The sequence below is a fragment of the Pseudoalteromonas sp. SR44-8 genome, assembly GCF_014163635.1.
Taxonomy (GTDB): domain Bacteria; phylum Pseudomonadota; class Gammaproteobacteria; order Enterobacterales; family Alteromonadaceae; genus Pseudoalteromonas; species Pseudoalteromonas rhizosphaerae.
Genome location: NZ_JACJDS010000005.1, coordinates 60,944 through 74,627, shown reverse-complemented (window position 1 = coordinate 74,627; position 13,684 = coordinate 60,944). Strand labels below are relative to the sequence as shown.

Genomic DNA, 13,684 nt, shown 5'->3' with positions numbered 1-13,684 from the left:
AATGGCCTGTAAAGGCCATTTATATCTATAATTTGTGAATAGATGACCAAATAGCTGAAATGCTTAAAATGTTTTCATCGAAAGGGCTGTTTATTAATTTTAAAAGGGTTAGAATTTGCCTGACTCCACACAATAAATTGCTGTACAAATTTTCCATCTAAGTAGGTGGTATAGATTTAAGGAACATGTAATGACACGAAATGAAGGGCAAGCCTCGGTTATCTTAGATAATGTCTGTAAGCTGATCCAGAAAAAAGTTCACGCTGATAATGTGTTACTCGTTGAGAAATTCGCCAAATCCTTGTACAGCAATATGTCTAAAGAAGATTTGGCACATCGCAATGATAGTGACTTATATGGCGCTGCACTTAGCCTATGGAACTCGCTAGAAAAAAATACCTCTGATGATGCGGTGATCCGCGTTTTCAATCCTGAAGTAGCAAAAGATGGCTGGCAGTCATCACACACAATCGTCGAAATTATCGCTAAAGATATGCCATTTTTAGTTGATTCTGTTCGTATGGCGATGACCCGCGAAAATATCGCATCTCACTTGCTATTACACAGCCCACTTAAGATTCAACGCGATAAAAACGCTAAAATTTCGGCTTTATCAAATTTAAAAGCCGAACAAGAGTCTAGCTCTACAAAAACAGTGTTTTTTATCGAAATTGATCGCCAAACAGATTCTTCAGTGATTGACTCGTTCAAAAAAGAGCTTGAGTCAGTGTTGAACGATGTGTCTACTGCGGTAGAAGATTGGCAACCGATCCGCAAAAAGTTAATTGCGGTCAGTAAAGAATTACCAAAACGTAACCATAACAACAATGCAAGTGAAGTTGCAGAGACTGTTGAATTCTTAGATTGGTTAGTAAAAGATAATTTTACATTAATGGGCTATCGCCAATACGATTTGTCGCCAGTACAAGGCGATTACCAGCTCAAAGGTAAAATCGAGGGCAGCTTAGGTTTGATGAAGAATTCAACCGAAGAGCATTCTCGCCTGTTATCTGAATTACCAGAAGTTGCCCGTCAAGAAGCCCGTAGCAATAACCTGTTGATCCTTACAAAAACCAATTCGTTATCACGCGTACATCGCCCAGCATACATAGATTATGTAGGGATTAAACGTTTTGATGATGAGGGGAATGTGATTGGCGAAGACCGTTTCATCGGGTTGTTTTCATCAAGTTTTTATAACAACAGCGCCGCTGATGTGCCAGTTTTAAAAAGTAAAATAAATCGCATCATGGAAATGTGTGATTTTGCCAAAGGCACTCATGCTTATAAAGCGGTATTAAATATTCTTGAAACCTATCCGCGTGATGAACTTGTTCAGGCCCGTGAAAGCGAGTTACTTGAAGTTGCAATGGGTGTTTTACAAGTACAAGAGCGCGATATGTGTCGCTTATTTGTGCGTAAAGATGCCTATGGTCGTTTTTTCTCTTGCATGGTCTATGTTCCGCGTGAGCGTTATAACACAGCACTGCGTCGTGAAACACAAGATATTTTAGGCAATGCATTTAATTCAGACGATAAAGTCGAATTTACTACCTTCTTCTCTGAGTCTACACTGGCGCGTACTCATTATACCGTGCGTGTGACTGACAACAATATAGAATATAACGTGAAAGACATCGAAAATAATTTAGTAGAAGCCGCTCGTACTTGGGAAGATAAATTACAATCAGCACTGTTAGAGTCTGCTGGTGAAGCACGTGGTAACGAATTAAACCGCAAATATTGTAATGCGTTTGCTCGTTCATACAAAGACGAAGTACTGCCAAGTGCCGCTGTTGTTGATATTGAAAAGCTTGAACTATTGAATGACGATAACAAGCTTGAAATGTTGTTTTACCGTCCGCAAGAAGAAGCGAACAGCAACATTGTACGTTTGAGCTTATTCCACAAAGATGAGCCAATCCATTTATCAGACGTTATGCCAATGCTTGAAAACTTTGGCTTGCGCGTCATTGGTGAAACGCCTTATTCGGTTAAAACCAGCGATGGCCGTATCAACTGGATCATGGATTTCTCAATGCTACTTGATAGCAAAGGCATTGCAGATTTCGATAAAGTATCAGCACGTTTTCGTGCCGCACTTACTAGTGTGTGGAGTAACCGTTTAGAAAATGACGGCTTTAACCGTTTAGTGTTAATGGGTGGCTTAACTGGTCGCGAAGCCTCAATTTTACGCGCTTATGCAAAATACATGCGCCAAGTTGGGGTTACTTTCTCGCAAACCTACATCGAGAGCACATTAGCTAATTACCCGCACATTGGTTCGCAAATTGTTAATTTATTTGCTAAAAAGTTCTCTGTTAAAAGCCCTGCTAGTGTTAAAACGCTTGATAAGCTAATTGCGCAAATTTATGTAGAACTTGAAAACGTTGCTAACTTAGATGATGACCGTATTATTCGTTTATACGTCGATATGATCATTGCTACGCTGCGTACTAACTACTTCCAAAAAGATGACAAAGGTCAGTTTAAGTCTTATGTGTCGTTCAAAGTAAATCCAAGCTTAATTCCAGATATGCCATTGCCATTACCGGCATTTGAAATATTTGTTTATTCTCCACGTGTAGAAGGTGTGCATTTACGTGGTGGTAAAGTTGCGCGTGGTGGCTTGCGTTGGTCAGATCGTCGTGAGGATTTCCGTACGGAAGTACTTGGTCTAGTTAAAGCACAACAAGTAAAGAATACAGTTATTGTACCTGTAGGCTCAAAAGGCGGCTTTGTTTGTAAACAACTGCCTACGGATCGTGACGCATTCTTCAAAGAAGGCCAAGAGTGTTACAAAATCTTCATTCGTGGTTTATTAGATATCACAGATAACATTATCCAAGGTGAAATTGTGCCGCCGGTTGATGTAACTCGTCATGATGAAGATGATGCATATTTGGTTGTAGCAGCTGATAAAGGTACAGCTACTTTCTCTGATATTGCCAATGGCATTGCCAATGAATATAACTTCTGGCTAGGTGATGCATTCGCATCAGGTGGTTCAGTAGGTTATGACCATAAGAAAATGGGTATTACGGCCAAAGGCGCATGGGAATCGGTTAAACGCCATTTCCGCGAAATGGACATTGATACACAAACAACTGATTTTACGGTAGTTGCAATTGGTGATATGGCTGGGGATGTATTTGGTAATGGTATGTTGTTATCCAAGCATATCCGTTTACAAGTGGCATTTAACCACATGCATATCTTTGTTGATCCAAACCCAGATTCAGCAACGTCTTACCCAGAGCGCGAGCGCCTATTTAACTTACCTCGTTCATCGTGGGAAGACTACAACAAAGACTTGATTTCAGCGGGCGGCGGGGTGTTCTCACGTGCGGCTAAATCAATCACTTTAACGCCAGAAATGAAAAAAATGTTGGGCACTAAAAAAGCCAGCATGACACCAAACGAGTTGATCAAAGCATTCTTAATGATGGAATTCGATCTATTATGGAATGGCGGTATTGGTACTTACATTAAGAGCAGTAAAGAAAGCGATGCAGATGTAGGCGACCGTGCAAATGACGCCCTACGTATCAATGGTAGTGAGCTTGGTGCAAAAGTACTCGGTGAGGGTGGCAACTTAGGTGCAACCCAATTAGGACGTATTGAATTTGCTGCTAAAGGCGGTCGCGTTAATACTGACTTCATCGATAACGTAGGTGGTGTTGCGTGTTCTGATAACGAAGTAAATATCAAAATTTTACTTAATGGTTTAGTTACAGCCGGTGATTTAACGCGTAAACAACGTGATGAACTACTGTATTCAATGACCGATGAAGTTGCACAACTGGTACTGAAAGATTGTTATCGCCAAACGCATACACTGTCAATTACGCAATCAAAAGGCTCATCAACGCTTAAAGAAAAAGTACGCTTTATTCATGCCCTTGAAAAAGATGGCAAGTTAAATCGTGCAATTGAATTTATTCCAAGCGATGAAGAGTTGGCAGAACGCGCTGCAGCGGGTAAAGATTTAACTCGCCCAGAGTTATCTGTGCTTGTGTCGTACGCTAAAATGGTACTTAAAGAGTCACTCGTGACTGACGACATCACAGGAAATCCATATTATCGTCAGCTATTAGTGAAGTCTTTCCCTTTACCACTACGTGAAAAGTTCAATACTGCGATGGATAATCACCCACTGCGTAAAGAGATTATTGCTACTAAATTAGCTAATAATATCGTTAACGATATGGGTCTGAACTTCATGGTACGTATGCATGAAGAAACTGGCGCAAACGAAGCTGAAATAGCGTTATGTTACTCTGTTGCCAGTGAAGTATTCCAAATGCGTGATACTTGGTCTGCAATTGTTGATCTTGATAACAAGATCCCAGCCGCAGTGCAAACTGAAATGTTGTATCAGTTACGTCGTACAGTACGCCGAGCAACACGTTGGTTCTTACGTCATCGCAATAAAGCGCAAAATATTGAGCAAACAATTGCCTTCTTTGCACCGACCTTCGCTGATTTAAGTGCAAACTTAACTAACTACATGGTTGAAAAAGAAAGTGAACGTTTATCTGCGGCCGCAGACAAGCTTATTGAAAGTGCAGTGCCAGCTGAGCTTGCAACACGCATTGTATCGCTCTCTAGCTTGTTCTCAGTAATGGACTTAGCAGAAGTTGCTGCAAATTCAGGGCGTAGTATTGATATGGTATCTAATACCTACTTCAAACTAGGTGCACGGATGGGACTGCATTGGTTCCTTGACCAAATTACTCATCAGCCGGTGGCGAATCATTGGCAAGCATTGGCCCGCGCTTCATACCGTGAAGAACTTGATTGGCAACAACGTACACTATCTGAAGTTGTTTTAAATAACTTTGCTGGTGATAACAAAGATGTCGACGGTCAAATTGATCAGTGGATGGACAGCCAAGATTTGTTACTACAACGCTGGAAGCAAATGTTAGCTGAATTTAAGACTTCACAAAGTCATGATTTTGCTAAGTTCTCAGTTGCATTACGTGAACTTATGCTACTTAGTCATAACTGTGATACATCTGCAAAATAAGCAATTGACACTGACTGGTTATTTTCTCACATGAAAATAATGAGTTAATTGTTAAAATTGTTATACAATACCCCAGCCTAGTCTGGGGTATTTTTTTATTAAGAGGATTATTTATGTTTTACGATCTTGCTCGCCGTTTTATGTTCACCCGTGATGCGGAATGGGCCCATGAATTTGCACTTCATAACTTACGCCGTTTTAACAATACCCCATTCAGTGCTGCATGGTCGCAATCAGTGGCAGATCGTCCAGTCGAATTTTTAGGTTTACAGTTTAAAAACCCAGTAGGATTAGCAGCTGGCCTTGATAAAAATGCAGAATGTATTGATGCGTTTGCAAAGATGGGTTTTGGCTTTATTGAGGTAGGTACTGTGACACCTCGTCCACAAGTCGGTAATGACAAGCCGCGTATTTTCCGTCTGCCAGAGTCAAATGCAATTATCAATCGTATGGGCTTTAATAATAAAGGTGTTGATAACCTAATTAATAACGTTAAGGCTGCTAAATACGACGGCATTCTAGGTATCAATATTGGTAAGAATAAAGATACCCCAAATGAACAAGGTAAAGACGATTACATCCACTGTATGCGTAAAGTGTTTGAACATGCCTCATATATTACTGTCAATATCTCATCACCAAATACGCCTGGACTTCGTGATCTGCAATATGGTGCTGCACTGGATGATCTATTGCAAAGCCTTAAAAATGAGCAGCTTGATTTGATCGCCAAACATAATAAACAAGTGCCAATGCTAGTAAAAATTGCTCCAGACCTTGATGCTGTGCAAATAGCTCAAGTTAGTGAATCATTATTAAATAACAACATCGATGGTGTAATAGCGACGAATACTACCTTAGAGCGCGCTGCGGTGCATGGACAACAATATGCTGATGAAGCCGGAGGCCTATCAGGTCAGCCAGTACGTGAGCGATCCACTCATGTAGTGCAAGAATTAAAACGTTTAACCGCAGGTAAGTTGCCGATCATTGGAGTGGGCGGAATTGATGATGCAGCCAGTGCGAAAGAAAAATTATCAGCAGGTGCAGATCTTGTACAGGTATACACTGGATTTATATATAAAGGACCGCAATTGGTAAAAACGATCCTGCAAGGCTTATAAGGATCCGTTATTTAAGCTTTTGATCGTTCAATAAATGTTCTAAAGAAATATATATTAATTGGTCAAAAGCCGCTATACTACAATATTCATAAGATTAATTAGTAAGGGCGTAGGGAACGCATGTTACAAGCATCAAAGCAGTGGAAATGGATTGCTTGTCCAGTAAGAAATCGTTTATTGATCGATTTAGATCAAGATATGCAGCTGTGCACGCCTTATAAACTACGTCAACTCACCGATGCTATTTTAACCCAACCTAACTTTAGTTTAGAAGATGCCGCCTTTTATCAGCAGGTTTACCAATATCTTGCTGGATTTAATCTATGGAATGGCGCGCAGCTATGTCAAATTGCGCTAAATGCGACAGCAGCTAAATTTTATTTAAAGCCAATGCTGGCAAAAAGTTGGTTTTTCGAACCCTACAAAGGCAATGAGCCCAGTATAGAAGCAGTTATAAAATTGCAAACTAGCGAACAAAGTGGTGAGTTTTTGATTGTTGACCACTGTAAAGAAGCCTCTTTATGCATTTGTCTATCTGAGCATTTTAAGCTTGATGAAAACTTAAGCCTTAATCAATTTGAAGCTATTCGTATACTTAACAATCGTGTCCATCCAATTTATAACCACGCACAAAACAGTAAAACAGCCTAGCATATTTTTTATAGTTCCTTTGTTTATCGCGTGTTTGTCTCCCAACCTATGTTATAATCCCGCGCAATTAGCTATTAAGGGTTATTACTTTGCATTTTATCGCACTTACTTCTATCGGAATCGAAAATTTATTGGTTGATGAACTTACTGACATTGGCGCTACGGTGACCAAACAAACAGTCGGTTCTGTGCGTTTTGACGCCGACACTACATTAGCACAAAAGGTCTGTTTAATGAGCCGCTTCGCGACACGAGTGCTGATGTTGATCGAAGAGAAAGAGGGCGTAAATAATAAAGAAAGCCTTTACAATTTTGCTCGCTCACAGCCTTGGCAGGAATGGTTTGGTCCAACGCAAACTTTTGCAGTCGACTTTAATGGTACCAACGACTCACTTAAAAATACCCAGTTCTCAGGTTTAGTGATCAAAGATGCGATTGTTGATTATTTTAATGATTTATTTGAACAGCGGCCAAACGTTGATAAACAAGATGCCAATGTACGCGTTGTTGCGCGTTTATCGCGTCAAGGTGTGGCCATGTATATCGATTATTCAGGGCCGCGTTTATCTGAACGTGGTTACCGAGAAGGTCAAGGTAAGGCACCTATTAAAGAGCATTTAGCGGCAGCACTGATCAAACGCAGTGGTTGGCTTGAGAATGTTCAACAGCCGCTATTTGATCCCTGCTGTGGTGCTGGCACTATTTTGATTGAAGCTGCTGGCATGGCGCGTAATGAAGCGCCGGGTTTATTCCGTGAGGGATTTGCATTTGAGCGCTTACCAAGTTTCCGTATTGCTAAATACAAAGAGTTAAAAGAGCAGCTTACAGCACAAATTACAGATCCTAAATTATGGCTTATTGGTCATGACAATGACGCTAATGTACTAAGCAAAGCAGTAGATAATGCTCGTAGAGCTGATCTAGGTGATGTGATCAAGTTTAAACAAAGCGATGCAACTAAGCTTACCTCAGTGGCAAAATTACCAGGTGTGGTTATTTCAAATTTACCATATGGTGAACGTATTGGTTCGATGGCTGAGTTGGTAAGTTTACACAGTGCTTTAGGTACAGGCTTTAAAAAACATTTTAATAACTGGAAACTTGCCCTACTAGGCATGGATGAGAGTTTATTTAAATTATTAAAGCTGGTGAAACTCAAGCGTTATAAATTTAAAAATGGTCCACTTGATGTGGTACTTAATTTATATCAACTTGATGACAAACAAGTCAGCCAAACAACTGAAGATAAGCCTGCATTGAACTTTGAAGGTTCAATGTCGTTTGCTAATCGGGTTAAAAAGAATAAGCAAGGCTTGAAAAATTGGCTCAAACAAAATGATGTGCAGGCCTATCGTGTCTACGATGCTGACATTCCTGAATACAATGTAGCCGTTGATATTTATGGTGATTCAGCGGTAATATTTGAGTACGCTGCGCCGAAAGAAATTGACGATGTAACAGCGCATAAACGTTTACAAGACGTGATTTCGTTAACCTCACAGCAGCTCAATATCGCACCTGGAAATATTGCTGTAAAAGTACGTAAAAAGCAAAAAGGTGAAGAGCAATACACACCAATGGCTAAGCAAAATCGTACTCAAGTAGTTGAGGAGTTTGGCGCGAAGTTTAAAGTCAATTTATTTGATTACTTAGATACTGGCTTGTTTTTAGACCACCGTCTTGCTCGTCGTTATATCCAAGAAAATGCCAAAGATAAACGCTTCTTGAATTTATTTGCCTACACAGGGACAGCCTCTGTACATGCAGCTCTGGGTGGCGCTAAAGCGATAACCACGGTTGATCTATCGAAAACCTATTTAAAATGGGGCCAAGATAACTTTGACCTGAACAATATCAGTAATACCCGTTATCGTTTTGAACAGGCTGATTGTTTGAAGTGGCTTGAGCATGCCACAAGCCAATACGATTTGATCTTTTTAGATCCGCCAACGTTTTCAAATTCAAAACGCATGAAAGATGCTTTTGATGTACAAAATGATCATATTAAATTACTGACATGGGTTAAAAAAATTCTCAGTCCATCTGGCACGTTGATTTTCTCGAATAATATGCGTGGCTTCACCATGGATGAAGTGGGCTTGATTGGCTTAGGCTTAAAAGCTGTTAATATTTCAGAGCAGACGATTTCTCCTGACTTTAAACGCAATAAAAAAATACATAATAGCTGGTTGATAACCCATGGCTAAGTGGATTTTGTATCATACCGATGGCTGTCATTTATGTGAGCAAGCGCAGGGCTTGATCACGCCGTTGTTGGGTGATGATCTGTTACAGCTTGTTGATATTATGAGTGATGAAGAATTAATTACAGAATATCAGACCAGTATACCCGTTTTAAAAAGCGATCAAGGCCCGCAATTATTTTGGCCTTTCACTGCGCAAGATGTGCGTCAGTTTTTTACGCAAACAGAATAAGAGTAAACAGATAGTATGGATTTAATTAGAATTTCTAAAGCTCAACTCGCGTATGGTACGCATCCACTGTTAGACAACGCTGATGCCGTCATCGAAACTGGTGAGCGTGTGTGTGTAGTTGGTCGTAATGGTGCGGGTAAATCAACGTTACTAAAAGTCCTTGATGGCCAAGTTATTTTAGATGATGGTGAAATAAATCAGTTAGGTAGTATTAAAATATCTCGTCTAGAGCAAGATCCACCAAAAGGAGCTAGTGGCTCGGTGTTTGATTATGTTGCTCAAGGTATGCCTGAGATTGCAAATTTATTAATTGATTTTCATCACGTCAGCACTGAGTTACAAACTGACTGCACAGATAAACTACTTAATAAACTTGAACGTTTATCAAATCAACTCGAAGCTGCAGATGGTTGGCGTTTTGATAGTAGAATTCAACTTGTATTAACACAGTTAGAATTAGCACCAGAAGCCAAACTTGAATCACTTTCTGGTGGCTGGTTACGCAAAGTTGCCCTTGCACGGGCACTTGTCAGTGAGCCGGATTTATTATTACTTGATGAGCCTACTAACCATTTAGATATGGAAAGTGTAATGTGGCTTGAACAATTCTTAAAAGAGTTTAAAGGCGGTATTGTCTTTATTTCTCACGACCGTGCGTTTATTCGTGCAGTGGCGACGCGGATCTTAGACTTAGATCGCGGTAAGCTGATTTCATACCCTGGCGATTATGCTACTTATTTAGAGCAAAAAGCCCATGATTTAAAAGTAGAAGAAACGCAAAACGCATTATTTGACAAACGCTTAGCAGAAGAAGAAACGTGGATCCGCCAAGGTGTAAAAGCACGTCGAACGCGTAATGAAGGCCGTGTCCGCGAGCTTAAACAGCTACGTAATGAACGCAAACAGCGTGTTGATCAAGTGGGTAAAACTGACTTCAATATTGAAACGGCAGACCGTTCAGGAAAATTAGTATTTGAAGCTAAACATCTAAATCATGCATTTAATAAAGACAAAGTAATTGCCAATGACTTCTCTACTTTAGTTATGCGTGGCGATCGTATTGGCTTAGTTGGCCCTAATGGTATTGGTAAGACGACTTTATTAAAACTGCTATTTGGTGATATTGAAGCTGATGCAGGGATTGTTAAGCAAGGGGTGAACTTAGAGTTTGCTTACTTTGATCAATACCGCCAAAAGCTTGATGAAGAAGCCACCGTACAAGATAACGTTGCCGAAGGTAAGCAAGAAGTAATGATGGGCGGACGCTCACGTCATGTACTCGGTTATTTACAAGACTTTTTATTCCCGCCTGCGCGTGCTCGTACACCGGTTAAAGCACTCTCTGGCGGTGAAAAAAATCGCTTATTATTAGCTAAACTATTTTTAAAACCATCAAATATTCTTGTGCTTGATGAGCCGACCAATGATTTAGATATAGAAACCCTCGAGCTGTTAGAGGATATTATTAATCAGTATCAGGGAACCGTGTTAATTGTAAGCCATGACCGTGAGTTTATTGATAATACCTGTACCAGTGTTTGGGCATTTGAAGGTAATGGGGTAATTACAGATATTGTCGGTGGTTACAGTGATTATGAAGCCTATGCTAATTATTTATCACAGGAACAAAAAAAACAGCTAACTACACCTGCTAAAAAAGAAGCAGTCGTTGCACCAGCTCCTGTGGCTAAAGCAGATAACAAAAGTAATAAACTCTCTTACAAATTAAAACTTGAATTAGAACAATTACCCAGTAAGCTGGAACAACTTGAACAAGCATTAGAAGCGCAGCAAGTTGTGGTTAATGACGCTGATTTCTTTAAACAAGATGCCAGTGCGACAACCAAAGAATTGAACCATTTAGCACAACTTGAGTCTGACCTTGAAGCCGCTCTGGAGCGCTGGGAAGAACTTGAAGATTTAAAGAATCAGTAGTAAGGACTAAAATGAAATATAAATTACTCGCGGCTAGTATTCTAGCTACGATGAGTACATCAGCAATCAGTGCAACATATCAGTTGACAGAGCTGAGTTCTTTAGACGAAGCCAAGCATAATTACGTAAAAGATGTCAGCGAAAGCGGCTATATTATCGGGCAGTCTAACGGCTTATATAACTTACCCATAGATGTGAGTTACATCGATTTTACAGATAACTTAATTAAAAATGCATATAGCAACCAAGAAAACTACTTTGAGTTAATTGATAAAGAAATTACCTTTACCTTAGATGATATTGAAAACAATAATGCAGCGGCGACTAACCCAGACGCACATAGTTTTATGCTTTCATTTTTATCAGCACAAGCTAACAACCCAGAATATCAAAAATTGGCTAATATCATCGGTTACAATATTTTGGACGGTATAGCGCAAGAACAAGTTCTTTTTGATGTTGCATCAGTTGATTATGATGGCCTAACACGATCAGTTAGCAATAACTATAATGCAGTAGCAGAAGACGGTATTACGGTAGGTTGGGGCAGTGCGCCTTATGAAAAAACCAGTTTTCTTCCTGATGGTGAAACTGAAGAAGAAACACAATTTGTGCGTGATTTTATCTCCCGTGGCGTTGTTATATCACCATCCGGTTTAAATGTGCCATTAGTGCCAGAATATGCTGAACATGGCGGCTTAAGTTCAGCCAACGGTATAGTTAAAACCAACACAGGATATATTGTTGTCGGGCAAGTATCAACGGGGATCCCAGTTGATAGACAAGAAAATATTGATGATAACTGTGATGGTGAAGATGAACCTGTCAGTGTTTGTATTGAAAATTTGCATAGAAGTACATCATCACGACTGTTTGATAGCCGTGCTATTAAGTGGACACTTGATACAAACTTAAATATTACTAAAACTGAACCGCTTGGTTTAGGCCTTACGCCAGAAGAGGATGACGGGTTTGCATTTATAAGTAATGCACTCGCTGTTAATAGTAATGGCATTGTTGCTGGTTACTCTGACATTCGTGATAATGATAGATCGTCAACAATCAGAGCATTACCTGTTTATTACAAAGACGGTAACGTTGTTGAAATCCTCAATCAAGAAGATGATTGGACTGGTGGTAAGTCAGTAGCCATTAATGAAAATAACATTATTGTTGGCTATGGTATAAAAAGAATTGAAGGCGCTGATCGTCTTAAGTTTTTCTATCATGATATTGCCAGCAGCAGTACTGTATTCCCAAAAGATTTCTTTAATAGTTCTACTTCAGTTGCCAATGATATTAATGATAATGGTTATATTGTTGGTGAAGGTGAAACTGACGTATTTAATGTTGGTGCGCGTCGCCGAGAAGGTTTCCTGTACAAGATTGGTGAAGATGCGATTACAAACATAAATGATTTACTGCCTTGCTATGAAGCAGACGGTGAAACTCGTTATGGTTATGTCGTTGCAGAAGCGAAAGTGATTAACAATAAAAATGAAATTTTTGGTGTTGCTACTAAAACAGTAGAAAAAACTGATTCATTAGGTGGTATTGTTCGTGATATTAATGGTGAGATAGAATACGAAAGTATTGCTGTGCCAGTGAAGTTATCTCCTATTAATGGGACTATTGATAGCTGCTCTGATCCTGAAACTGACACATATGAGCGTCAATCGTCTAGTTTCCCTTGGTATACGTTATTATTACTTCCTCTAGTTGGTCTACGTCGTATATTTCGTTAGTTTTTGAAATTATTACTGGGTGATCCAGCATTAACGGTCACTTAGTATTGAAAAAAAACCCTGCTTTGCTAAGCAGGGTTTTTTTTGTCTATACTTTAAATTAGAAACAGTTATTTTTTATGACGATTTAACCATGCTTTACGCACTGAACGACGCCATAGTAAATCAACACCGAAGTAGCCTATTACTGATGCGATACAAGCACTGATCAAAGAGCCAACTAAAAAAGCAGGGCCAATAGTTGTTAAGCTTTCCATAAACCATTGCCAACTTGGTTGAAATGCAAAATGTTGTTCCGGCTGTCCTAACACTAATGTGCCAATTAAATACGAACAATAAAAGATAGGTGGCATGGTTAGCGGATTAGTGATCCAAACTACTGCGACAGAAATAGGAAGATTTACTCGTAACGGAATTGCCAATGCAGCAGCAAGCACCATCTGAAAAGGAACCGGAATGAAAGCAAAGAATAAACCGACGGAAAATGCCCCACGAGCTGAACGACGATTTAAATGCCATAGATTGGCATCGTGGAGTAAACGACCAAAAATTTTTAAATATTTATGATGTTTAACTTTATTGTGATCGGGTAAAAACCGTTGGATCGTTTTTTTAGCCATTTAAAGCAACCATTTACATCTGTTTGGTTAAGTGTTGGGTTTGTCGTTGGTTGTATTATAACCGTTTTTTATTATCAGACCCTTGTATTTACAGTTTTCGCGTTATCTCTGTTAATTGCGAGTCTCTATTTTAAGCCGTTT

At 39.6% G+C, this 13,684-nt stretch carries 8 protein-coding genes; 7 read left to right on the top strand and 1 reads right to left on the bottom strand.

Annotation, left to right across the window (positions count from 1 at the left end):
• The first annotated feature begins 190 nt into the window (after positions 1-190).
• The 7 genes from H5183_RS03425 (at position 191) to H5183_RS03395 (ending at position 12,923) form a co-directional block, all read left to right on the top strand.
• Positions 191-5,032 (top strand): NAD-glutamate dehydrogenase, encoded by a 4,842-nt coding sequence (locus H5183_RS03425; RefSeq protein WP_182730952.1) that lies wholly within the window; start codon positions 191-193, stop codon positions 5,030-5,032.
• Positions 5,033-5,145: 113 nt separating this feature from the next.
• Complete coding sequence (gene pyrD / locus H5183_RS03420) at positions 5,146-6,156, top strand: quinone-dependent dihydroorotate dehydrogenase (protein ID WP_145233821.1); 1,011 nt, start codon at positions 5,146-5,148, stop codon at positions 6,154-6,156.
• Between the two features lie 120 nt (positions 6,157-6,276).
• Complete coding sequence (locus H5183_RS03415; RefSeq protein WP_145233823.1) at positions 6,277-6,807, top strand: cell division protein ZapC domain-containing protein; 531 nt, start codon at positions 6,277-6,279, stop codon at positions 6,805-6,807.
• An 89-nt stretch (positions 6,808-6,896) separates the two neighbouring features.
• The gene (gene rlmKL, locus H5183_RS03410; RefSeq protein WP_182730951.1) at positions 6,897-9,014 is read left to right on the top strand and encodes a bifunctional 23S rRNA (guanine(2069)-N(7))-methyltransferase RlmK/23S rRNA (guanine(2445)-N(2))-methyltransferase RlmL; all 2,118 of its coding nucleotides are present in this window, start codon (positions 6,897-6,899) and stop codon (positions 9,012-9,014) included.
• Complete coding sequence (locus H5183_RS03405; RefSeq protein ID WP_182730950.1) at positions 9,007-9,243, top strand: glutaredoxin family protein; 237 nt, start codon at positions 9,007-9,009, stop codon at positions 9,241-9,243. The genes rlmKL and H5183_RS03405 overlap by 8 nt, the downstream gene beginning before the upstream one ends.
• A gap of 15 nt (positions 9,244-9,258) precedes the next feature.
• Complete coding sequence (locus tag H5183_RS03400) at positions 9,259-11,178, top strand: ABC transporter ATP-binding protein (protein WP_145233830.1); 1,920 nt, start codon at positions 9,259-9,261, stop codon at positions 11,176-11,178.
• A gap of 11 nt (positions 11,179-11,189) precedes the next feature.
• The gene (locus tag H5183_RS03395) at positions 11,190-12,923 is read left to right on the top strand and encodes a DUF3466 family protein (protein WP_145233833.1); all 1,734 of its coding nucleotides are present in this window, start codon (positions 11,190-11,192) and stop codon (positions 12,921-12,923) included.
• A 110-nt stretch (positions 12,924-13,033) separates the two neighbouring features.
• Here the strand turns inward: H5183_RS03395 and H5183_RS03390 are convergent, their stop codons facing one another.
• Positions 13,034-13,543, bottom strand: coding sequence for a DUF2062 domain-containing protein (locus tag H5183_RS03390; RefSeq protein WP_145233835.1), 510 nt, complete (start codon positions 13,541-13,543; stop codon positions 13,034-13,036).
• Positions 13,544-13,684: the final 141 nt, after the last annotated feature.